Genomic DNA, 23,343 nt, shown 5'->3' on the forward strand with positions numbered 1-23,343 from the left:
AGAAAATAGGATGGCCCTCTGAGGCCGAAATAGCAGGTATAGCTAGTATGAACCGGCTTATGGCAGGTGCTTGTCGATGCCGTTCGGGCTGGAGACGCGCCTTTCCGCTATGGCCTTCTCTAAAATGGAATCGTTGGCGTTGAGCCCGCTGCGGGTGTTTTCCTGGTGGTATAGGTGATAGGCCACGCCCCCGAACTTGAGGTTGCGGCGCTGGAGGCCCTGGTTCAGGAGCCGCACCACGAATTCGCTGTCTTCGCGACCCCAGCCTGTGAAGTCCTCGTTGAAGCCGTTCACTTTTATTACGTCCTCTTTCCAGAAGGCCATATTACACCCCCTCACGGCCCGTATGTCCTTTTTGCGGGCACTGAAGAGCCCGGACAGGAAGCCAGAGCTGATAGCATTGAACCTGTTTTTTATACCTGCAGTAAACGGGGTTATGCTGTTCAGCCTACCCTGCAGCACCTGTTGGCTGGTCTCGCTGCTCAGCAACACGCGCTTGCCCTGGATAAACTGGTTCCTACGGGCAATCCGGCGGTGGCTTCTCAGGAAGTCGGGGTGGAGCACCATGTCGCCATCTACCATCACGATGTATTCACCGGTGGCCATGGCAATTGCCTTGTTGCGTATCTCAGCCAGCCTGAAACCAGTGTCAGGATGCCAGCAATGCCGCACCGGTACCGGAGCCTGCTGGGCCAAAGTCTCAATCACCGCACGTGTGTCTTCACGGGAGCCGTCATCGGCCACTATGATTTCCACAGGAAGCTCGCTCTGCCTGAAAGCGCTCTGCAGCACGGCACCGAGCGCCTCCTTCCAGTTGTAGGTAGTGATAACGAGGCTGATGCCCAGGCGCTGGTTTTCTTCGTGTAGTTTCATGTATTTGTAAAAGGTGCCGTTGGCATTGGAGAAGGCGATTGCCAGCCCTTCATATCCATACAGAAACCCCCGCTGCAGCACATAGTTCCTGAAAAATGAGAAAGCCCACTTGAAATAGCTTTTGGCAGGAGAGGAGCTCTTCCGGAACCGGTTCTCCTTCGCAAACAGGGAGGTATAGTGGTTCAGCTTGTCGAGCAGTTGCGAAATGCTATCGAATGAAAAGTGAGCCAGCGTGCCTTGCAGGCGGCATACCTGCAGGCCTTCCGTCTGTATGTATTCGTGCACGGGCAGGTCCGCGAAGCGGGTGGTCTCCTTGTGGTACAGCCTGAGTACATAGTCATTGTCCCAGCCACAGGCTTTGATGTGCCGGCGGCCGTAGTAGTTGTGGCGCAGGAAGCTGTATACCCGTCGGGTGTCTTGCAGGTCCAGCCGCAGTATCTCCTCCGCCAGCTCCGGTGACAGTACTTCGTCACTGTCGATGGAGAGCACCCAAGGGTGCGTGGCATGCTGCGCTGCCAGGTTCTTCAGCGGCCCAAAGCCAATGAAGGGCGACTCTACGATGCGGGTATTGGGGAAGCTGCCAGCTATGGCCATCGTGTCATCCGTAGAGCCATTGTCCAGCACGATTACTTCCGGGAACCGCTGCAGCGCCTGCAGGCAGGCAAACAGGTGCTTCTGGCTGTTCTTGGTGAGTATGGTGACGGAGATGGAAGGGCCCATGCGCAGGTAGCTGAGTGAAATTTATGGCAAAATTAAGTTTTACCGGCGAAATCCTTCAAAAAAGAAGAGAAGAACTGCTGAAAGCGCTGAAATTTCGTATGTTTCTAAAAGCGAATGGTATAAGCACACCTGTCGGGCCCGAAGGCCCCTTTATCAGCCGGTAAGGGCATTCTGCAACCCTAAAGCGGCAGAGAAGGTATGTAATTAAAATTTCTATATTTGCGTATAAGTACGCGACCACGACTTTATACAAGTACAAAATCAAGTCAAATGAGCGAGCAAACAGGTAAACAGATGAGTAAGGAGGAAAAGGATGCACGGTTCGAGGCCGAGTTGCTGCCTGTGCTGGACCCTCTGTACAATTTTGCCTACAGACTCACCCTCGACGAAGACGACGCAAACGACCTGGTACAGGAGACCTACCTAAAGGCCTACCGCTTTTTTGATTACTTCGAACAAGGAACTAATGCAAAAGCATGGCTGTTCCGAATCCTGAAGAACTCCTTCATAAATGAGTTCCGGAAAAAGAGCAAACAGCCTGCTAAAGTAGACTACAGCGAAGTAGAGGGCTACTACAATTCGGATGACGTAGAGGGCGAGGGTGGAGTAGCCACCACCACTGACATGCGCACCGAAAGTGTGCAGGACCTGATAGGCGATGAAGTAGCCAGTGCCCTGAATGCGCTGCCGGTCGACTTCAGAACCGTTATCATACTATGTGACCTGGAAGGTTTCACCTACGAGGAGATGGCCAAGATACTGGACATTCCGATTGGTACCGTGCGCTCCAGGCTGCATCGCGCCCGGAACTCTTTGAAGGAGAAGTTGGAGAAATATGCGAAGAGCATGGGATATAATGGTTAGAAAAAACTAAAGAGTTTGAGTTAAGATGGAATCTAAATTTACAGAAGCGCATCAGAGAGTATCTGAAGATGGTTACGAGTCGGAATGTGACAAGGTAGCCCACCTGCTGGACCTCATGATTGATGGGGAGGCCTCCTCCGAAGAACAATCCTATTTTAACACCCACATCGAAGAGTGCATCCCCTGCTTCGAGAGTCATCATAAGCAAAAACTCCTCAAAGGGCTTGTAAGCGGGCATCTGAAGCGCGTAATTGTGCCAGAAAGCTTAGCTTTGTCAATTAAAGCCAGAATCCAAGAAACAGTCTAACCCCTGATGCAAGGAAAAATCATTATTTTTTCGGCTCCCTCCGGTGCCGGCAAAACCACTGTTGTAAAGCACCTGTTGCAGGTCAACCCCAATCTGGGCTTCTCTATTTCTGCCTGTACCCGCGACAAGCGCGGCCGCTCCGAGGAAAACGGGAAAGACTACTACTTCATAACACCAGAGGAATTCAAACAGAAAATAGCCCACGACGAGTTTGTTGAGTGGGAAGAGGTATACGAGGGGGCATTCTACGGCACGTTGAAATCAGAGATAGAGCGCATTTGGGAAAGTGGCAGACATGCCATTCTGGATGTGGACGTGAAGGGAGGGTTGAGCATCAAGCATTTCTACAAAGAGCGGGCACTGGCCGTATTCGTGAAGCCGCCTTCCGTGGCAGAACTAGCCAAGCGACTGCAGGCCCGCAACACCGATTCCGCTTCCAGCATATCCAGCCGGGTATTCAAAGCGGAGTTCGAGCTCAAGTTCGAAGACCAGTTTGACAAAGTCATTGTGAATGACAACTTGGAGGAAGCCTGTGCCAAAGCCGAGAAGCTGGTAGAAGAATTCCTGAACGCTGAGCCTGCTATCGTATGAAAGTAGGGCTGCTGTTCGGCTCCTTCAACCCTATCCATATCGGGCACCTGATACTGGCTAATTTCATGGCCACCAACACCGACCTGGACACGGTATGGCTGGTGGTGTCGCCGCAGAATCCGTTTAAGCCCAGTAACACGCTGCTGCACGAGTTCGACCGGTTGCACATGGTGTCGCTGGCCGTAGCCGATAACCCTAGCCTGAGGGTGTCGAACATCGAGTTCAACATGCCCAAGCCAAGCTATACCATTGACACACTTACTTACCTGCAGGAGAAGTACCCTAGCTATGAGTTTGTGCTGATAATGGGGGAGGACAACCTGCCGCTCTTCCCAAAATGGAAGAACTCAGAGCGCATCCTGGAGTACCACCGGGTATACGTGTACCCCCGCTCCGGTTCCGTCACCACCGAGTTACCCCCTATGCCCAACGTGACCTTTATCAAAGCACCTGTGCTGGATATTTCGGCCACGTTCATCAGGCAGTGCATCAAAGAAGATAAGTCCATCAAATACATGGTGCCCGACGAGGTAGCAGATTACATCAAAGTGCACAAGCTATACCTGTAGTTTGGAGGCAGAAAAAGTCTTCTATAAAGGACGGATGATATCCAACTAATATGATGTAAAAACAGAAGAGCCTCCTGAATTGATAAAGGAGGCTCTTCTGTTTTTATGTTGCTGTAAATCTTGTTCAGAACAACTATACTGTCATGATTTCAGCTTCTTTCTTAGTCAGCAGCTCGTCAATCTTTACGATGTAGCTGTCCGTCATCTTCTGTACCTTGGCTTCCGCGTCACGAACGGCGTCTTCAGAGGTACCTTCCTTCTGCAGCTTTCTCAGCGACTCGTTCACATCCTTACGGATGTTGCGGATGGCTATTTTGCCACCTTCAGTCTCATTTTTCGCCTGCTTCACCAGGTCGCGGCGGCGCTCCTCTGTCAATGGCGGAATGTTCAGTCGGATGGCATCAGCCTCGTGCTGTGGGTTCAGGTTCAGGTCACTGTTTTTGATAGCCTTGCCAATTTCAGCCACCATTTGCTTCTCCCAAGGCTTTATCATAAGGGTGCGGGCATCAGGGGCGGTGATGTTGGCTACCTGAGAGATAGGAGTCTGGGAGCCGTAGTAATCTACGCGCAGGTCTTCTACCATGGCAGGCGAGGCCTTGCCCGCTCTTATTTTAAGCAATTCAGAATTAGTGTGCTGCACTGCTTTTTGCATAGACTCCTCTGCTTCGCTGAGGTAAAACTGAATTTCTTCCGTCATATCAATTTTAACTTAATAAGGTTCTTCTTATGAACTAGGTTGTTTGATTTGCAAAAATACTAATTTTTATCTGTTCTGGTTGAGTCCTCTGCTGCCTGCATCTGGCCTATCGTCTCTTTGATAGACTCAGCGATGTCGTCCATGCTGACAAGTGTGCCTATTTTCTCTCCCTGTACCAGGCGTTTCAGGTTGCCGCCTTTGTTCATGTCAAACACGATGATAGGCAGGCCATTCTCCTTGCACAGCGTGAAAGCGGTCATGTCCATCACGTTCAAACCTTTCTCAAACACGTCTTTGAAGGAGATGTTGGAATAGAAAATAGCATCCGGGTCCTTCTCCGGGTCAGCGGAGTAGATGCCGTCCACGCGGGTGCCCTTTAGGACTACGTCCGCCTCAATCTCGATGGCGCGCAGGCTAGCCGCTGAATCCGTAGTGAAGTAGGGGTTGCCGGTGCCCGCCCCGAAGATGACCACGCGTCCCTTCTCCAAGTGGCGCACAGCGCGGCGGCGGATATACGGCTCACATACCTGCTGAATGTTCAGGCCGGAGAGCAGGCGGGTATAGACACCCAGCTTTTCAAGGGCGCTCTGCAGCGCCATGCTGTTGATGACGGTGGCCAGCATGCCCATATAGTCGCCCTGCACACGGTCCAAGCCCACTTCCTCGGCCTGTACGCCCCTGAAAATGTTGCCTCCCCCAATCACGACTGCTACCTCTACGCCTAGAGCGGCTACCTCCTTTATCTCCTGCGAGTACTGCATCAACCGTTTGGTATCGATGCCGTACTGCTGGTCTCCCATCAGCGATTCGCCGCTTAGCTTCAGCAATATTCTTTTATACTTCACGATAGTTTATGGTATTGAAAACGTTTATGGATGCTTATGTTACGGGAGGGCAGTGTGTGCTGCCCAACTGGCAACACAAAAAAATTAAAATAGAATCAAAATCTGGCCTTTTTCTACATTCTGCTTCACAGCAACCTTCACTTCTTTCACCACGCCGTCGCCCGGTGACTTGAGTATGTTCTCCATTTTCATGGCCTCCAGTATCATGATAGGGTCGCCTTTCTTCACCTCCTGGCCCGGCTGCACCTTAATCTCCAGTATCAGCCCTGGCATAGGGGCCTTCACGTCGTTCACCTTGTGCGCGTTGGCGTCGCTCATGCCGAGTTGGTCCAGCAGCAGGTCAAAGCGGTCCTTGGCGCTCACCGTGTGCTGCACTCCGTTTATTTTGAACGTGAACGTCTTCGACTGGTAATCAGCCGTGACCAGCTCAGCCGTGTATGACTTGCTGTCCTTTATGATGTGATAGGTGTTGGGGCCGATGGGAGAGATGTCCCAGTTAAAAGGTGTTCCGTTGAGAAGAATAACATCTTTTTGAATATCAACCTGCCAGGATTTGTCGTTAGCGGTTTTTATCTGGAGCATCTTGTAATTCGGATTAAGGAGCTTAAAGATAATTGATTTATCAGAGTATTTTCAGAAATTGAGCTCAAAATTAAAACATTCCATCATGAATCATAGGTTTTTGGGAGTAATTGGTTTGGCCGTGGCCATGGCATTTACAGGCGGTTGCAGCGTGAACAAACCCACTGGTCCCGCGCCTGTGGCTGTGCCAGCCCCTGCTAAATCGGCCGCTGAGACTCCTGGTATACCTGCCTGGGCGCCAAAGCAGCATGCCTTCAACCCTTCCAAAACCCGCCTGCACGACCTGCTGCATACCAAGCTGCGCGTAAGCTTTGATTGGGAGAAACAACACTTGCACGGTCTGGCAGAACTCACTCTCAAGCCATACTTCTACCCACAGCAGACACTGGTGTTGGACGCCAAAGGCTTCGACATCCACAGCGTTAACCTGATGAACGGGTTCGATGGGAAGGAGCTCAAGTATGCCTACGATGGCATGAAGCTGACCATTGACTTAGGAAAAGCCTATACCCGTAATGATAAATACATCCTGGAGATAGACTATACGGCCAAACCGAATGAACTGGCCCTGGGGGGCAGCGATGCCATCACCCAGGACAAAGGTCTTTACTTCATCAACCCAACCGGAGCGGACCCTGACAAGCCACGCCAGATATGGACACAAGGCGAGACAGAGGCCAACTCCGCCTGGTTCCCGACCATCGACTCTCCTAACGAGCGCATGACCCAGGAACTCTATATCACCGTCGACCCGAAATTCACCACCCTATCCAACGGCACGTTCGTCTATTCCCGCAAGAATGCCGATGGTACCAAAACCGATTACTGGAAAATGGAACTGCCCCACGCGCCATACCTGACCATGATGGCCATCGGCGAGTATGCCGTGGTGAAAGACAAATGGCGCAACCTGGAGGTGAATTATTATGTGGAGCCGGTTTATGAGAAAACGGCCAAACAGATTTTTGGCAATACGCCGGAAATGATGGAGTTCTTCTCCAAAAAGCTGGGTGTAGACTACCCGTGGTCTAAATATTCGCAGGTAGTGGTGCGCGATTTTGTGTCGGGTGCCATGGAAAACACCAGCGCCTCCACGTTCATGGAGGACGTACAGCTGAACGAGCGGGAACTGCTGGACAAGTATTGGGACGGCATCATCGCCCATGAGCTCTTCCACCAGTGGTTTGGCGATTACGTCACCACCGAGTCATGGGCGAACCTGCCCCTGAACGAGGCCTTTGCCAATTACTCAGAGTACCTCTGGACGGAGCATAAATTCGGCCAGGACGAGGCGGCATACCTTCATCTGGATGAGCTGGAGCAGTACCTGGAAGAGGCGGAGACGAAGCGGGAGCCACTGATTCGCTATCGCTATGGCGACAGGGAAGAGATGTTCGACAGCCACTCCTACGCCAAAGGCGGGCGTGTGCTGCACATGCTACGCAAGTACGTGGGCGACGAAGCGTTCTATACCTCACTGAACCGTTACCTGACTCAAAACAAATTTTCTGATGTGGAGATAGCAGAACTCCGCATGGCCTTTGAAGACGTAACAGGTGAGGACCTGATGTGGTTCTTTGATCAATGGTTCATGCGGGCAGGCCACCCAGAGCTGAAGGTTACCCACTCTTATGAAAATGGACAACTCAACCTGCAGGTAGCGCAGCAACAGGACACGCTATATGCTCCGGTTTACCGGCTGCCTCTCAAAGTGGCCGTGTGGGAGCAGGGCAAACGCAAGGAACATCCTGTGCTTATCACTAAAGCAAACCAAACTTTCTCTATACCTGTAGCAAGTCAGCCCCAACTGGTAATTTTTGACAGTGAACAACAGTTGCTCGGTACCATTGAACATGCCAAGACCAAGTCGGAGTTTGTATACCAGTTCAACAATGCAGAGGAGTTCAGGGCAAAACTAGAGGCGCTGGAGGCGCTGGCGCAGGACTTGCAAAATCCGGAGGCCCGCAGCGTGATGCAGGCTGCTCTGAAAGATGACTTCTGGTACATCAGAACCTCCGCACTGGACGCCGTAGGCCAGTTGAAAGGAGCAGAAGCCTCGGTTTATGAGGCGCAGGTGAGACAGATAGCGCAGCAGGACAAAAAAGGAGATGTACGGGCAGGAGCAGTGTTGTTACTGTTGGAGTGGGGTGGAGAGAAGTACAAGGCCGTATACGAACAGGCCATGACTGACAAATCGTACAAGGTTGCTGCCGCAGGTATACTGGCCTACGCTGGCACTAATGCTGCCGACATAAACACTAAGCTAGCTGCTTTTGAGCAGGAGAAAAATGAAGAAATCGTGCTGGCGCTGGCGTCCTACTATGCTGTAAAAGGCGGACCGCAGAAGTACGATTGGTTCATGAAGCAGGCAAAACAAACCAAAGGCGGCGGGCTATACTACCTGCTCCAGAGCTTCGGGGCCTTCCTGGCCGTCAATAGCGAGGCTAGTACCCCAGAGGCCATCGCCCTGCTTGCTGATTTTGCACAGAATCATAACCTGTACTATGTAAGAATGGCAGCCTTCCAAACGCTGATGGTGCTGTCAGAGCGGCCAGAAATAGTAGAGTTGCTAAAAGAGATAAAGCAGAACGAGAAAGACAAAAGGCTGCTCGAGCTATACAACCAGCTGGCCTTGTAGAATATAGAAAAAAAGTTGAGAAATTTTCACGGAATATTTGACTGTAAAGAAAAAGCGCTTAATTTTGCATCTCCTTAGAACAAAGAGCTGGTTCAAGAGCCAGTTTCGAAGCGCTAAGGAAGGCTGAAAAAGTCAGCTGACGGTAATATTTGGGGAGATTCCAGAGCGGCCAAATGGGACGGACTGTAACTCCGTTGTAGTGATACTTCGCAGGTTCGAATCCTGCTCTCCCCACAGTAATAACCACGTAATTTGGTGTAATAAGATTTGAAGCGGGAGTAGCTCAGTTGGTAGAGCGATAGCCTTCCAAGCTATAGGCCGCGAGTTCGACCCTCGTCTCCCGCTCAATTGCAATAACGTGCTGCTTATCATTTAGGGGTTTGATTCAAAGGAATTTCATGTAGATGGATTTCCTTTTTAGTATAAACTCATTTTTGTATAAGTGCTGGTAAAAGCCGACGTAGCTCAGGGGTAGAGTACTTCCTTGGTAAGGAAGGGGTCGTGGGTTCAATTCCCATCGTTGGCTCAAAGCCCGTTATGTGTAAAGAAAGCGCAACATAACTTTAAACGTTTTAACCTTAATTTAATATCATACAATGGCTAAAGAAACATTTGACCGTTCCAAACCGCACGTAAACATCGGTACAATCGGTCACGTTGACCACGGCAAAACAACCTTGACTGCTGCCATTACCCAGGTATTGGCAAACAAAGGTCTGGCTAAGATGAGAGACTTCTCTTCAATCGATAACGCTCCAGAGGAAAAAGAAAGAGGTATTACAATCAATACTTCTCACGTTGAATATGCAACAGAGAACCGTCACTATGCTCACGTTGACTGCCCAGGTCACGCTGACTACGTGAAGAACATGGTTACTGGTGCTGCCCAGATGGACGGCGCTATTCTAGTGGTTGCTGCAACTGACGGACCAATGCCACAAACTCGTGAGCACATCCTTCTTGCTCGTCAGGTAGGTGTTCCTCAGCTTGTTGTATTCATGAACAAAGTGGACATGGTGGACGATCCAGAGCTTCTTGAGCTTGTTGAGATGGAAATCCGTGAGCTTCTTTCTTTCTACGATTTCGATGGCGACAACATTCCAGTAATCCAGGGTTCTGCTCTTGGTGGTCTGAACGGCGACGCGAAATGGGTAGGCACTATCGAGGCTCTGATGGATGCAGTTGATAACTGGATTCCAATCCCAGCTCGTCTGACTGACCTTCCATTCCTGATGCCAGTAGAGGACGTGTTCTCTATCACTGGTCGTGGTACTGTAGCTACAGGCCGTATCGAGCGTGGTGTGATTAACTCTGGTGAGCAGGTTGAAATCCTGGGTATGGGTGCTGAGAACTTGAAGTCAGTAGTGACTGGTGTTGAGATGTTCCGTAAGATTCTTGACAGAGGTGAAGCTGGTGACAACGTAGGTCTGTTGCTGCGTGGTATAGAGAAAACTGATATCCGTCGTGGTATGGTTATCTGTAAGCCAGGTTCTGTGAAGCCGCACATGAAGTTCAAGGCTGAAGTTTACGTTCTTTCTAAAGAAGAAGGTGGACGTCACACGCCATTCTTCAACAAGTACCGTCCACAGTTCTACTTCAGAACCACAGACGTTACAGGAGAGATTATGCTTCCAGAAGGAGTAGAGATGGTTATGCCTGGTGATAACATCACAATCGAGGTGAACCTGATTAACAAAGTAGCCATGGAGAAAGGTCTTCGTTTCGCTATCCGCGAGGGTGGTAGAACAGTAGGTGCCGGCCAGGTAACTGAAATCCTTGACTAACCATATCTAATTACAAACCCGTTTCTGAAAAAGATTTTAGGAACGGGTTTGTTTTTAATATTCTTTTAAATAAATTTGCACTCCAATTAAAAATTGGTGTGCATTTTTTTACGGGTGTAGCTCAATTGGTAGAGTAGTGGTCTCCAAAACCATTGGCTGGGAGTTCGAGTCTCTCCACCCGTGCAATAACTATTAAAGCGAAGGCAATGAGCAAAGTTAAAGGCTACATAGACGAGACAGTAGATGAAATGAGAAACAAAGTCTCATGGCCATCTTATTCTGAATTGCAGAATAGTTCTGTATTAGTATTGATTGGTTCTTTGATTTTTGCCTTGGTTGTTGGAGCTATGGATTTTGTCTTTGATTCAACACTGTCTTGGTTTTACAACCAGTTTTAAGTAGAAGCAATGGCTGATTTAAAATGGTATGTAGTTCGAGCGGTAAGCGGCCAAGAGAAGAAGGCTAAAGCTTACTTGGAGAACGAGATTGTGAGGCAGAATCTGGAAGAATATGTTCCTCAAGTTCTTATACCTGCAGAAAAGGTATACGAGATGAGAGGAGGCAAGAAGAAAATCAGAGAACGTAACTTCTTCCCAGGCTATGTACTAGTACATGCAGATCTTTCACATGGTGAGGCAGAGCACATCATTATCAGTACACCTGGTGTGATTGGTTTCCTTGGGTCAAACGAAGGGGGCCAGAACAAGAAGCCAGTTCCATTGCGCCAGTCTGAAGTGAACCGGATACTGGGAACAGTAGACGAAGCAGAAGAGCAAACAGAAGTACTGGATACGCCATTCCTGGTAGGGGAGATGGTAAAAGTGATGGATGGGCCTTTCAGTGGATTCTCAGGCACTGTGGAAGAAGTCTTTGAAGAGCGTAAAAAGCTTAACGTTATGGTGAAGATATTTGGCCGTAACACTCCAGTTGAGCTGAATTACATGCAAGTGGAAAAAGAATCGTAGTAAATACAAATAATGGCAAAGGAAATAAAAGGTTACCTGAAACTTCAGGTAAAGGGAGGTGCCGCGAACCCATCGCCACCGATTGGACCTGCACTTGGTTCTAAAGGTCTTAACATCATGGAATTCTGCAAGCAGTTTAACGCAAGAACCCAGGATAAGCCAGGACAAGTGTTACCAGTGTTGATTACAATATACGCAGATAAGTCCTTCGACTTCGTTATTAAGACGCCTCCTGCTCCGGTATTGTTAATGGATGCTGCTAAAATTAAGGGTGGTTCGAAAGAGCCAAACCGTAACAAAGTAGGTTCAGTTACATGGGATCAGGTAAGAGAGATTGCGGAACTGAAAATGCCCGACTTGAATGCTTTCAAACTGGAGTCTGCCATGAAAATGGTGGCTGGTACAGCCAGAAGCATGGGTATAACAGTATCTGGTAATGCTCCGTGGAACGAATAATTAGAGTTAAAGGATAATGGCGAAGATTTCAAAGAAAAGGAAAGCGGCTTTAGAAAAAGCCGACCTTACAAAAGAGTATTCTTTAACAGATGCGGCTTCAGTAGTAAAAGATATCACTTTCACAAAGTTTGATGCCTCTGTTGATATTGATGTACGCCTAGGCGTAGACCCTCGCAAAGCAGACCAGATGGTACGTGGTATAGTTACACTGCCACACGGTACAGGTAAAGATGTAAAGGTGCTGGCACTTGTTACACCAGACAAGGAGCAGGAAGCAAGAGACGCCGGTGCTGACTACGTAGGTCTTGACGATTATATCCAAAAGATTGAAAAAGGCTGGACAGATGTTGATGTAATCATCACTATGCCGGCAGTTATGGCCAAAGTAGGTCGTCTAGGTAGAATCCTGGGCCCACGCAACCTGATGCCAAACCCAAAGTCTGGTACAGTTACTCAGGATGTAGCTAAGGCAGTTAAAGAAGTTAAAGCCGGTAAGATTGACTTCAAAGTTGATAAATATGGCATCATTCATACAAGTGTAGGAAAGGTTTCCTTCTCTCCAGAGCAGCTTGCTGCTAACGCTGCAGAAGTAATCGCCACACTGAACCGTTTGAAGCCATCTTCAGCTAAGGGTACTTACATTAGAAGCATCACATTGTCAAGCACAATGAGCCCGGCCGTAATCGTAGACAAGAACGCAACGATCTAAGAACATGACCAGGGAAGAAAAAGAGATAATAGTTAGAGACCTGAGCGAGAAGTTAGCCAATACGAACTACTTCTATATCACAGACGCTTCTACTATGACCGTAGCGAGCATCAACCAGTTCAGAAGAATGGCCTATGATAGAGGTCTTGAATACAAAGTTTACAAGAACACCCTCATCAAGAAGGCGCTAGATACATTAGAGGCAGATACTACTGCTTTGGAAGATGTATTGAAAGGTTCATCTGGTATTGTGTTTTCAGCTGAGTCAGGCAATGCTCCTGGTAAGCTTCTGAAAGACTTCAGAAAAAAAGGCAATGCGCTTCCGTTGTTGAAGGGTGCCTACATTGACGGTGGTATCTATGTTGGTGAGAACCAGCTTGACACACTGGCAAGCATCAAGTCCAAAAATGAGCTCATCGGAGAAATCATTGGCTTGCTTCAGTCTCCAGCTAAGAATGTTGTGTCTGCTCTACAGAGCAGCGGTGGCAAACTAGCCGGAATCCTGAAGACACTATCTGAAAAAGAATAATTTAAAAAACGTAATCAATAAGTAACTTTTAATTTCAATAAAATGGCAGATTTGAAAGCATTCGCTGAGCAGTTAGTAAACTTGACTGTGAAAGAGGTTAATGAACTAGCTACAATTCTTAAGGACGAGTATGGTATTGAGCCAGCTGCTGCTGCTCCAGTAATGGTTGCTGGTGGTGGTGCTGCTGAAGGAGGAGCTGCTGCAGAAGAAAAAACTTCTTTTGACGTAATCCTTAAGTCAGCAGGTGCATCTAAACTAGCAGTAGTTAAGCTGGTGAAAGAACTTACTGGTCTTGGTCTGAAAGAAGCTAAAGAACTGGTAGACGGCGCTCCTAAGCCTTTGAAAGAAGGTGTGGACAAGAACGAAGCTGAATCACTGAAGAAATCTTTGGAAGAAGCTGGTGCTGAAGTAGAGGTTAAATAATCTCACTTACCAACATACCGATAACAGGTAGACCTGGCATATTCGTCAGGTCTTTTCCTGTTTGTACACGGATTCAGGACATGAATCCTTTTTTTGCCCATAGCTATACATGCAGCTATGTGCTGGAATCATATTGTAAACGTTAAAATTCCAAGGCTTTGGCTAAGAATAAAACGACAGAGCGAATCAATTTTGCCTCTATAAATCCGGTTATTGACTATCCTGACTTCTTAGATGTTCAGCTGCAGTCATTCCAGGACTTTTTCCAACTGGAGACTCCAGCTGAGAATAGGGCACAGGAAGGTTTGTTCAAAGTGTTCGCTGAGAACTTTCCGATTTCAGATTCACGAGAAAACTTCGTACTCGAGTTTATCGACTACCACATTGACCCACCAAAGTATTCAGTAGATGAATGCATTGACAGAGGTCTGACGTATTCGGTACCGCTCAAAGCGAAGCTTCGCCTTATCTGCAATGATGAGGATAACGAAGACTTTGAGACAATAGAGCAAGAAGTATTCTTAGGTAATATCCCATACATGACTGAGAAAGGCTCCTTTGTTATCAACGGGGCTGAACGCGTTATTGTATCTCAACTACATAGATCACCAGGTGTGTTCTTTGCACAAAGCAAGCATACCAACGGTACCAAACTGTATTCTGCCAGAATTATTCCTTTTAAAGGATCTTGGNTTGAGTTTGCGACAGACGTAAACAACGTCATGTATGCCTATATCGACCGCAAGAAGAAATTCCCGGTAACGACGCTTCTTCGTGCTATCGGCTATGGTACAGACAAGGACATTCTGGATTTATTCGGATTGTCTGAGGAATTGCCAGCTACAAAAGCAAATCTGAAGAATGCTACAGGTAGAAAACTTGCAGCGCGCGTACTGAGGACTTGGACAGAAGACTTCGTTGACGAAGATACAGGAGAGGTTGTTTCTATTGATAGAAACGAAGTATTGTTGGAGCGTGACTCTGAAATCACAGCAGAAGATATCGATGTGATTCTGGATTCAGGCGTGAAGTCCATTATCCTGCACCGTGAGAACGTTAATATAGCAGATTATGCTATTATATACAACACGCTTCAGAAGGACAACTCTAACTCTGAAAAAGAAGCGGTTGAGCAAATCTACCGCCAACTTCGTAACACAGAGGCTCCGGATGAAGAGACAGCACGTGACATTATCCAGAAGCTGTTCTTCTCTGACAAGCGCTATGATTTAGGTGAAGTAGGTCGTTACAGAATCAACAAGAAGCTTGGTCTGGACACCAATTGGGATGCGAAAGTATTGACAAATGAGGACATCGTCCTTATTGTGAAGTACCTCATCGGCCTGATTAACTCCAAGGCAGTAGTGGATGATATTGACCACTTGAGCAACCGCCGTGTAAGAACGGTAGGAGAGCAGCTTTACGCACAGTTCGGTGTTGGTCTGGCTCGTATGGCCCGTACCATCAAGGAACGTATGAACGTGCGTGACAACGAGGACTTCAAGCCCGTTGACCTGATTAATGCGCGAACACTGTCTTCTGTAATCAACTCGTTCTTCGGAACAAACCAGCTGTCTCAGTTCATGGACCAGACAAACCCATTGGCGGAAGTGACGCACAAGCGTCGTGTGTCTGCCCTTGGACCAGGTGGACTTTCCAGAGAGCGTGCTGGTTTCGAAGTACGTGACGTTCACTATACCCACTACGGCCGTCTGTGTACCATCGAGACGCCAGAAGGTCCGAACATCGGTCTGATATCTTCACTGTGTGTGCACGCACGTGTAAACCACATGGGCTTCATCGAGACGCCTTATCGCAAGGTGAATGAAGGAATTGTGGAAATGGACGGTACCGTAGAGTACCTGACTGCTGAAGAAGAAGATACACACCACATCGCACAGGCGAATGCCATCATCGATGATAACGGTAACTTCATCAACGACCGGGTGAAAGGCAGATTTGAAGGTGACTTCCCTGTGGAGGAGCCGACCACCTATACCTACATGGACGTTGCTCCAAACCAGATTGTATCGGTAGCGGCTTCTCTGATTCCGTTCCTGGAGCATGACGATGCGAACCGTGCTCTGATGGGTTCAAACATGCAGCGCCAGGCAGTGCCCCTGTTGAAGCCAGAAGCTCCAATTGTGGGTACAGGTCTGGAAAGAAGAGCTGCGATTGACTCCAGAGCATTGGTGATAGCAGAGGGAGAAGGTATAATCGACTTCGTTGATGCTACTAAAATCGTAGTAAAATACGATTTGACAGAAGAAGAGAAGTTGATAGCATTTGATGCTGAATATGTGACTTACAACCTGATTAAGTTCAGAAGAACTAACCAGGACACTTGCATCAACCTGACACCAATTGTCTATACCGGACAGCGTGTAACCAAAGGTCAGCCACTTTGCGAAGGCTATGCCACTAACAACGGCGAACTAGCGATTGGTAGAAACATGCAGGTAGCGTTCATGCCTTGGCAAGGGTATAACTTTGAAGATGCGATTGTAATCTCTGAGAAAGTAGTAAGAGATGACATCTTCACATCTATACACATCGAAGAGTTCGAGTTGGAAGTTCGCGAAACGAAGCGTGGTGAAGAGGAATTGACTTCTGAAATCCCGAACGTGAGCGAGGAAGCCGTGAAGAACCTAGACGAAAACGGTATTATCCGAATCGGTGCTGAAGTTCGTGAAGGCGATATCCTAATTGGTAAAATCACTCCAAAAGGAGAGACTGACCCAACTCCAGAAGAAAAGCTTCTACGTGCTATCTTCGGTGATAAAGCCGGTGATGTGAAGGATGCCTCGCTTAAGGCACCGCCATCACTGAACGGTGTGGTTATAGATACAAAACTTTTCTCTCGGCCTAAGAAAGACAAGAACCTTCGGGCTAAGTCTAAGAAAGAGGTTGAAGAGCTGAAAGTAAAATACTCTAAAGACCTCAATGTCATTAAGAACATAATGGTTGATAAGCTGGTGGCGTTACTGGAAGGTAAGACATCACAAGGTATCAAGCACAAGTTCGGTGATGAGATACTGTCAAAAGGAGTGAAGTTCTCTAGAAAGAACGTCATTGAAGCACTGTTCCCGGAAAAGAACCCATACAAGGACGAGAGTAACTATGCGGTTCCGGAAGAGGTGAACATGTTCAAGGATTTGATATTGGAGAACTGGACGCCGGACGAGAGAACGAACAGCATGCTGGTAGAGCTTGTGAAGAACTATAACAAGCGTCGTAACATCACTTCTGCACACTTCAAGCGTGAGCGTTTCACCTTGGAGGTGGGAGATGAGTTGCCAGCAGGAATCGTACAGCTTGCCAAAGTATACATTGCCAAGAAGCGTAAGCTGAAGGTAGGTGACAAAATGGCCGGTCGTCACGGTAACAAGGGTGTAGTGGCACGTATCGTTCGCGAAGAGGACATGCCGTTCCTGGAAACTGGTGAGCCTATGGATATCGTTCTGAATCCACTGGGTGTACCTTCCAGGATGAACATCGGTCAGATTTATGAAACAGTGCTTGGATGGGCCGGTAAGAAATTAGGAAGAACGTATGCGACTCCGATTTTCGACGGTGCAACAGAAGACCAAGTTTCTGCAGAGTTGGCTGAAGCAGGGCTTCCGAAGTTCGGCCGATCATACCTGTACGATGGTTTGTCAGGTGACCGCTTCGACCAGCCAGTAACAGTAGGTGTAATTTACATGCTGAAACTAGGCCACTTGGTGGATGATAAGATGCACGCTCGTTCTATCGGACCATACTCTCTGATTACGCAGCAGCCATTGGGTGGTAAAGCTCAATTTGGTGGTCAGCGTTTCGGTGAGATGGAGGTGTGGGCGCTTGAGGCATTCGGTGCATCTAACGTACTGCAGGAAATACTTACAGTTAAATCTGACGACGTGATTGGCCGTGCAAAAGCCTATGAGGCAATTGTGAAGGGCGATGTGTTGCCAAAACCAAATATCCCAGAATCATTCAACGTACTGATTCACGAGTTAAGAGGTCTGGCGCTCGAAATCACGTTAGAGTAGCAAAGTATAAGCTAAGCGCCCGGGCAGAAGCCGGGGCGCTTAGCGCACTTTATGCAGATTAGCGTAAGGCATATTCATTGTATCGACATTATTATAATAATATGGCATTTGCAAAAAATAAAAAGCTAACTCAGGACTTCTCTAAAGTAACGATAAGCTTGGCTTCTCCAGAGTCGATTCTGGAGCGTTCCAATGGGGAAGTGGTAAAGCCTGAGACCATTAACTATAGAACCTATAAGCCTGAAATGGGTGGTTTATTCTGCGAAAGAATATTCGGACCTGTAAAGGACTGGGAATGCCACTGTGGAAAGTATAAGAGAATCAGATATAAAGGTATCATCTGCGACCGTTGCGGTGTAGAGGTTACCGAGAAGAAAGTGCGCCGCGAGCGCATGGGCCACATAGAACTAGTAGTTCCAGTGGCGCATATCTGGTACTTCAAGTCTCTTCCAAACAAAATCGGATATCTACTGGGTCTTCCAACCAAGAAGCTCGATCAGATTATCTACTATGAGAGATATGTAGTTATACAGCCAGGCATACTCGCGGAAGACGGTGTGAATACATTGGACTTCCTGACAGAGGATGAGTACCTGGATATGGTTGACAAACTCCCACGCGAGAACCAGATTCTGGACAACAACGACCCGAACAAGTTCATCGCGAAAATGGGTGCTGAAGCACTGCAGATGCTGTTGGAGCGTACGAACCTGGATGACCTGTCATACGAACTTCGTCACGCAGCCGCGCACGAAACGTCGCAGCAGCGTAAAGCAGAGGCCTTGAAGCGTCTTCGTGTGGTGGAGGCATTCCGTGATGCGACTACAAGGATTGAAAACAGACCTGAGTGGATGATTATCCGCATGGTGCCTGTTATTCCACCAGAGCTTCGCCCGTTGGTTCCTTTGGATGGTGGACGTTTCGCTACATCTGACTTGAATGACCTGTACAGACGCGTTATCATCCGTAACAACCGTCTGAAGCGTCTGATAGAAATCAAAGCTCCTGAGGTAATCCTTCGTAACGAGAAGCGAATGCTGCAGGAAGCGGTTGACTCTCTGTTCGACAACTCACGTAAAGTGAACGCTGTTCGTGCAGAAGGTAACCGTGCGCTGAAGTCTCTGTCTGACATGCTGAAAGGTAAGCAAGGACGATTCCGTCAGAACTTGCTTGGTAAGCGTGTTGACTACTCTGGCCGTTCGGTGATTGTGGTTGGTCCTGAACTGAAGCTGCACGAGTGCGGTCTGCCTAAGAATATGGCAGCTGAACTCTTCAAGCCGTTCATCATTCGCAAGCTGATTGAAAGAGGTATAGTAAAGACTGTAAAGTCCGCTAAGAAGATAGTAGACCGTAAGGACCCTGTAGTTTGGGATATCCTGGAGAACGTGCTGAAAGGCCACCCAGTGCTTCTGAACCGTGCACCTACGCTACACAGATTAGGTATACAGGCGTTCCAGCCGAAGCTGATTGAAGGAAAAGCAATCCAGCTGCACCCACTGGTGTGTACGGCATTCAACGCCGACTTTGACGGTGACCAGATGGCGGTGCACGTTCCACTTGGACCTGCTGCTGTACTGGAAGCCTCTATGCTGATGCTTGCTTCGCACAACATCCTGAACCCCGCGAATGGTGCTCCGATTGCAGTGCCTTCTCAGGACATGGTACTTGGTCTATACTATGTATCGAAAGGAAAGCGTAGCACAGAAAACGAGAAAATAGCTGGTGAAGGTATGAGCTTCTACTCTGCGGAGGAAGTAATTATTGCCATCAACGAAGGCCGTCTTTCCAAGCAGGCTTACATCAAAGTAAGAGCGAAGGTGAAAGATGAGAACGGAAACCTAGTTACGAAACTAATTGAAACAGTAGCAGGCCGTGTTATCTTCAACCAGTTTGTTCCAGAAGAAGTAGGATACATCGATGAGCTGTTGACGAAGAAAAAGCTTCAGCAGATTATCTCTCGCGTGTTCAAAGAAACAGGTATGGCACGTACTGCTCACTTCCTGGATGATATCAAAACACTTGGATTCCAGTCTGCTTATAAAGGCGGTCTGTCTATGGGTCTGGGTGATATTCAGATTCCGGCCGAGAAGGACATCCTGGTAGCTCAGGCTAAGAAGGATGTGGATGCTGTTTGGCAGAACTACTCCATGGGTCTGATTACGGACAATGAGCGTTACAACCAGGTGATTGACATCTGGACACGTATCAATAACCAGATTACGGAAACGTTGATGCGCCGTCTGGAGAACGATGACCAAGGCTTCAACTCCATCTTCATGATGATGCACTCGGGCGCCCGTGGTTCCAGAGAGCAGATTCGTCAGTTGGGTGGTATGCGAGGTCTGATGGCAAAGCCTCAGAAGTCTTTACAAGGTTCAGTAGGTGAGATTATCGAGAACCCGATTCTTTCTAACTTCAAGGAAGGTCTGGATGTAATCGAGTACTTTATCTCTACACACGGTGCTCGTAAAGGTCTTGCGGATACGGCCCTTAAAACTGCCGATGCGGGTTATCTGACCCGTCGTCTGGTGGACGTGTCACAGGACGTGATTGTAAACGAGGAAGACTGCGGTACCCTAAGAGGTCTGGAAGTGAGTGCACTGAAAGACAACGAAGACATCGTAGAGTCTCTGTCCGAGCGTATACTGGGCCGTGTAACAGTACACGATGTGTATGACCCAATCACCAATGAACTGATTGTAGAATCAGGTTCTGAAGTGACGGAAGAGGTAGCCCGTGCTATTGAGAACACCGCCATAGAAACTGTAGAAATTCGCTCTGTATTAACATGTGAATCTAAGCGTGGTATCTGCGCGAAGTGCTACGGCCGAAACCTTGCAACAGGCTTTATGGTGCAGAAAGGCGAGGCTGTTGGTGTTATTGCAGCACAGTCAATTGGTGAGCCAGGAACGCAGCTGACACTCCGTACCTTCCACGTAGGTGGTACTGCCTCGAACATTGCAGTAGATGCAATGATAAGAGCAAAATTCGCTGGTCGAGTTGAGTTTGAAGATGTGCGAACTATCGACACTATCAACAACGAAGGCGAACCAGTGAAAGTAGTGATGGGTCGTTCAGGTGAAATAAAAATTGTTGACCCTGCTACTAACAAGTTACTTATAAGCAATCACGTGCCCTATGGTTCTTTCATCAATGTGAACGAAGGACAGGTGGTTGAAAAAGGCGACCAAATCTGTAGCTGGGATCCATACAACGCGGTTATACTTTCAGAGTTTGACGGAGAGATTGTTTACGAATCGATTATTGAAGGTATTACCTACCGTGAAGAGTCCGATGAGCAGACAGGCTACCGTGAGAAAGTAATTATCGATACAAAAGATAAGACACAGAACCCTGCAATCGTAGTGAATCCGAAGAGTGGCGAGTCCAAAGGGTATAACATCCCAGTAGGAGCACACTTGACAGTGGAGAATGGGGAAAAAATTAAGGCAGGTCAAATCCTGGTGAAGATTCCTCGTGCTATCGGTAAGACACGTGACATTACAGGTGGTCTTCCACGAGTGACAGAGCTCTTTGAGGCACGTAACCCATCGAACCCAGCAGTTGTTTCTGAAATTGACGGTGTAGTAACTTATGGTAGTGTGAAGCGTGGTAATCGTGAAATCTTCATTGAATCGAAAGACGGCGTGAAGAAAAAGTACATGGTGCCGTTGTCAAAGCACATCCTGGTACAGGACAATGACTTTGTTCGTGCAGGTATGCCACTATCAGACGGAGCTATCACTCCAACAGACATACTAAATATTCAGGGACCAGGTGCCGTACAGGAATACTTGGTGAATGAAATCCAGGAGGTATACCGTCTGCAGGGTGTGAAAATCAACGACAAGCACATTGAGGTGGTAGTTCGCCAGATGATGCAGAAAGTGGTTATCATAGACGCGGGTGACACTAGCTTCCTGGAGCACCAGGTAGTTGATAAAATCAACTTCATGGAAGAAAACGACCGAATCATCGACATGAAAGTGGTAGAAGATTCCGGTGACTCTGCTAACTTGAAGCCAGGGCAGATTGTGACAGCTAGAAGGCTGCGTGATGAAAACTCTAGCTTGAAACGCCGTGACCTGCGGTTGGTGACAGTACGAGATGCCTCTCCAGCTGTTTCAAGACCAACACTGCAAGGTATAACACAGGCTTCGTTGGGCACGCAAAGCTTCATCTCTGCGGCATCATTCCAGGAGACCACTAAGGTTCTAAGCGAGGCTGCTATCAAAGGTAAAGCAGATGAGTTGCTAGGCCTGAAGGAGAACGTAATCGTTGGTCACCTGATTCCTGCAGGTACAGGACTTCGAGAATACCAGAAGTTGATAGTAGGAAGCCAGGAAGAGTACGATTCACTCGTGGAGTCAAAGAAAACTGGAGCTGGAAGCAGAGTAAGACAGCAAGAGCTACAGAATAACAGATAACCGGTATGGCAGAAGAGCTAAAAAATCAAAATCAAATTAACATAGAGCTTTCTGAAGAGATAGCGGAGGGGGAATACGCTAACCTAGCCATGATTGCCCATTCAAGTGGTGAATTTGTAATTGATTTTATAAGACTGATGCCAGGGTTACCCAAAGCGAAAGTGAAGTCTAGAATAGTTATCACGCCAGAGCATGCTAAGAGATTGTTGGCTGCTCTGGCCGATAACATTCAAAAATTTGAGGACAGCTTTGGTGAAATAAAGCCGGCGAATGAAGCACCATCTTTCCCAATGAACTTTGGAGGAACGGTAGGCGAAGCCTAAGGTGCTAATAATTAATGAATTAAAATTTTGAATTTGCAAAGTGATTTTCCTACCTTTGCAGACCAAATTTTAGGGTGAAAAAATCTATAATTAACAAATTATAAATGCCTACTATACAGCAATTAGTAAGAAAAGGTAGAGAGAAATTGACTTACAATTCAAAATCTCCAGCCTTAGATGCATGCCCACAACGTCGTGGCGTATGTACAAGAGTGTACACAACAACTCCGAAGAAGCCAAACTCAGCTATGCGTAAGGTAGCAAGGGTAAGACTTACAAACGGTAAGGAAGTGAACGCCTACATTCCTGGTGAAGGCCACAATCTTCAGGAGCACTCTATTGTGCTTATCAGAGGAGGTAGAGTGAAAGACCTTCCAGGAGTACGTTATCATATCGTGCGTGGAGCGCTTGATACGGCCGGAGTAAGCGGACGTCTGCAGTCACGTTCTAAGTACGGTGCTAAGAGACCTAAGCCAGGCCAACCAGCAGCTGCAGCAGGTAAAGGTGGTAAGAAAAAATAATAGTTAGAGTTATATTAAAATGAGAAAAGCAAAGCCTAAAAGTAGAGTTCTCCTTCCTGATCCTAAATTCAAAGAGACCCTGGTAACACGTTTCGTAAACTATCTGATGGAAGATGGTAAGAAAAGTATTGCCTATGGTATCTTCTATGATGCTGTAGAATTAGTAGAGCAAAGAACGAAAGAGAACGGCCTTGAGACTTGGAAAAAAGCATTGAACAATGTGATGCCAAGCGTAGAGGTGAAAAGCCGCCGTGTAGGTGGTGCTACTTTCCAAGTGCCGACTGAGGTTCGTCCGGACCGCAGAGTATCTCTTGGTATCAAGTGGATGATATCTTACGCTCGCAAGAGAGGTGAGAAGACAATGAAAGATAAGTTAGCTGGTGAGATAATCGCAGCTGCAAAAGGTGAAGGTGCTGCCGTGAAGAAGAAAGACGATACGCACAGAATGGCAGAAGCGAACAAGGCATTCTCACACTTTAGATTTTAATC

General features: G+C 47.7%; 22 protein-coding genes and 4 tRNA genes. 22 read left to right on the forward strand and 4 right to left on the reverse strand.

Annotated elements, in window-relative coordinates:
• Positions 1-57: 57 nt before the first annotated feature.
• Positions 58-1,593: a glycosyltransferase family 2 protein gene (locus B051_RS0103615; protein ID WP_018476819.1), complete on the reverse strand. Its 1,536-nt coding sequence runs from the start codon at positions 1,591-1,593 to the stop codon at positions 58-60.
• Positions 1,594-1,616: 23 nt separating this feature from the next.
• Between B051_RS0103615 and B051_RS22675 the strand changes: the two genes are divergently transcribed.
• The 5 genes from B051_RS22675 (at position 1,617) to nadD (ending at position 3,924) form a co-directional block, all read left to right on the forward strand.
• Entirely contained in the window at positions 1,617-1,757 is a 141-nt protein-coding gene (locus B051_RS22675) for a hypothetical protein (RefSeq protein WP_211214314.1), read from the forward strand.
• 106 nt (positions 1,758-1,863) lie between these two features.
• A complete protein-coding gene (locus B051_RS0103620; protein ID WP_018476820.1) occupies positions 1,864-2,457 on the forward strand; it encodes a sigma-70 family RNA polymerase sigma factor in 594 nt (197 codons plus the stop codon).
• A gap of 25 nt (positions 2,458-2,482) precedes the next feature.
• A complete protein-coding gene (locus B051_RS0103625; RefSeq protein WP_018476821.1) occupies positions 2,483-2,764 on the forward strand; it encodes an anti-sigma factor family protein in 282 nt (93 codons plus the stop codon).
• A 6-nt stretch (positions 2,765-2,770) separates the two neighbouring features.
• Positions 2,771-3,355 carry a guanylate kinase gene (gene gmk, locus B051_RS0103630; protein WP_018476822.1) on the forward strand — a complete coding sequence of 195 codons (585 nt, stop codon included), beginning with the start codon at positions 2,771-2,773 and terminating at the stop codon, positions 3,353-3,355.
• Positions 3,352-3,924: a nicotinate (nicotinamide) nucleotide adenylyltransferase gene (gene nadD, locus B051_RS0103635; RefSeq protein ID WP_018476823.1), complete on the forward strand. Its 573-nt coding sequence runs from the start codon at positions 3,352-3,354 to the stop codon at positions 3,922-3,924. The genes gmk and nadD overlap by 4 nt, the downstream gene beginning before the upstream one ends.
• A gap of 133 nt (positions 3,925-4,057) precedes the next feature.
• On the opposite strand, the gene frr is transcribed toward nadD, so the two are convergent.
• The 3 genes from frr to B051_RS0103650 form a co-directional block, all read right to left on the reverse strand.
• Positions 4,058-4,621: a ribosome recycling factor gene (frr, locus tag B051_RS0103640; protein ID WP_018476824.1), complete on the reverse strand. Its 564-nt coding sequence runs from the start codon at positions 4,619-4,621 to the stop codon at positions 4,058-4,060.
• A 59-nt stretch (positions 4,622-4,680) separates the two neighbouring features.
• A complete protein-coding gene (pyrH, locus tag B051_RS0103645; RefSeq protein ID WP_026236164.1) occupies positions 4,681-5,466 on the reverse strand; it encodes a UMP kinase in 786 nt (261 codons plus the stop codon).
• Positions 5,467-5,550: 84 nt separating this feature from the next.
• Entirely contained in the window at positions 5,551-6,048 is a 498-nt protein-coding gene (locus B051_RS0103650) for a biotin/lipoyl-containing protein (RefSeq protein WP_018476826.1), read from the reverse strand.
• 85 nt (positions 6,049-6,133) lie between these two features.
• Between B051_RS0103650 and B051_RS0103655 the strand changes: the two genes are divergently transcribed.
• From B051_RS0103655 to rpsG, 17 genes are all read left to right on the forward strand, one after another.
• The gene (locus B051_RS0103655) at positions 6,134-8,686 is read left to right on the forward strand and encodes a M1 family metallopeptidase (RefSeq protein ID WP_026236165.1); all 2,553 of its coding nucleotides are present in this window, start codon (positions 6,134-6,136) and stop codon (positions 8,684-8,686) included.
• 151 nt (positions 8,687-8,837) lie between these two features.
• Positions 8,838-8,920 (forward strand) — tRNA-Tyr (locus B051_RS0103660).
• A 38-nt stretch (positions 8,921-8,958) separates the two neighbouring features.
• Positions 8,959-9,031 (forward strand) — tRNA-Gly (locus B051_RS0103665).
• Positions 9,032-9,140: 109 nt separating this feature from the next.
• Positions 9,141-9,212: transfer RNA gene (locus tag B051_RS0103670), tRNA-Thr, on the forward strand.
• 70 nt (positions 9,213-9,282) lie between these two features.
• Entirely contained in the window at positions 9,283-10,470 is a 1,188-nt protein-coding gene (gene tuf, locus B051_RS0103675) for an elongation factor Tu (RefSeq protein ID WP_018476828.1), read from the forward strand.
• 110 nt (positions 10,471-10,580) lie between these two features.
• Positions 10,581-10,653 (forward strand) — tRNA-Trp (locus B051_RS0103680).
• Positions 10,654-10,676: 23 nt separating this feature from the next.
• Positions 10,677-10,868: a preprotein translocase subunit SecE gene (secE, locus tag B051_RS0103685; RefSeq protein WP_018476829.1), complete on the forward strand. Its 192-nt coding sequence runs from the start codon at positions 10,677-10,679 to the stop codon at positions 10,866-10,868.
• A 9-nt stretch (positions 10,869-10,877) separates the two neighbouring features.
• Positions 10,878-11,435: a transcription termination/antitermination protein NusG gene (gene nusG, locus B051_RS0103690; protein ID WP_018476830.1), complete on the forward strand. Its 558-nt coding sequence runs from the start codon at positions 10,878-10,880 to the stop codon at positions 11,433-11,435.
• A gap of 12 nt (positions 11,436-11,447) precedes the next feature.
• Positions 11,448-11,891, forward strand: coding sequence for a 50S ribosomal protein L11 (rplK, locus tag B051_RS0103695; protein ID WP_018476831.1), 444 nt, complete (start codon positions 11,448-11,450; stop codon positions 11,889-11,891).
• Positions 11,892-11,907: 16 nt separating this feature from the next.
• A complete protein-coding gene (gene rplA, locus B051_RS0103700) occupies positions 11,908-12,600 on the forward strand; it encodes a 50S ribosomal protein L1 (protein WP_018476832.1) in 693 nt (230 codons plus the stop codon).
• A 4-nt stretch (positions 12,601-12,604) separates the two neighbouring features.
• Entirely contained in the window at positions 12,605-13,129 is a 525-nt protein-coding gene (gene rplJ / locus B051_RS0103705; RefSeq protein WP_018476833.1) for a 50S ribosomal protein L10, read from the forward strand.
• A 42-nt stretch (positions 13,130-13,171) separates the two neighbouring features.
• Positions 13,172-13,552, forward strand: coding sequence for a 50S ribosomal protein L7/L12 (gene rplL / locus B051_RS0103710; protein ID WP_018476834.1), 381 nt, complete (start codon positions 13,172-13,174; stop codon positions 13,550-13,552).
• A gap of 158 nt (positions 13,553-13,710) precedes the next feature.
• On the forward strand, positions 13,711-17,583 hold the full coding sequence (rpoB, locus tag B051_RS0103715) for a DNA-directed RNA polymerase subunit beta (RefSeq protein ID WP_018476835.1): 3,873 nt from the start codon (positions 13,711-13,713) through the stop codon (positions 17,581-17,583).
• Between the two features lie 101 nt (positions 17,584-17,684).
• The gene (rpoC, locus tag B051_RS0103720; protein ID WP_026236166.1) at positions 17,685-22,010 is read left to right on the forward strand and encodes a DNA-directed RNA polymerase subunit beta'; all 4,326 of its coding nucleotides are present in this window, start codon (positions 17,685-17,687) and stop codon (positions 22,008-22,010) included.
• A gap of 5 nt (positions 22,011-22,015) precedes the next feature.
• Positions 22,016-22,333, forward strand: a complete 318-nt coding sequence (locus B051_RS0103725) for a DUF3467 domain-containing protein (protein ID WP_018476837.1) — start codon at positions 22,016-22,018, stop codon at positions 22,331-22,333.
• 104 nt (positions 22,334-22,437) lie between these two features.
• Positions 22,438-22,854 (forward strand): 30S ribosomal protein S12, encoded by a 417-nt coding sequence (rpsL, locus tag B051_RS0103730; protein WP_026236167.1) that lies wholly within the window; start codon positions 22,438-22,440, stop codon positions 22,852-22,854.
• A gap of 19 nt (positions 22,855-22,873) precedes the next feature.
• Positions 22,874-23,341 carry a 30S ribosomal protein S7 gene (rpsG, locus tag B051_RS0103735; RefSeq protein WP_007654316.1) on the forward strand — a complete coding sequence of 156 codons (468 nt, stop codon included), beginning with the start codon at positions 22,874-22,876 and terminating at the stop codon, positions 23,339-23,341.
• The last annotated feature ends 2 nt before the right edge of the window (positions 23,342-23,343 follow it).

This window comes from Pontibacter roseus DSM 17521 (assembly GCF_000373265.1).
Taxonomy (GTDB): Bacteria; Bacteroidota; Bacteroidia; order Cytophagales; family Hymenobacteraceae; genus Pontibacter; species Pontibacter roseus.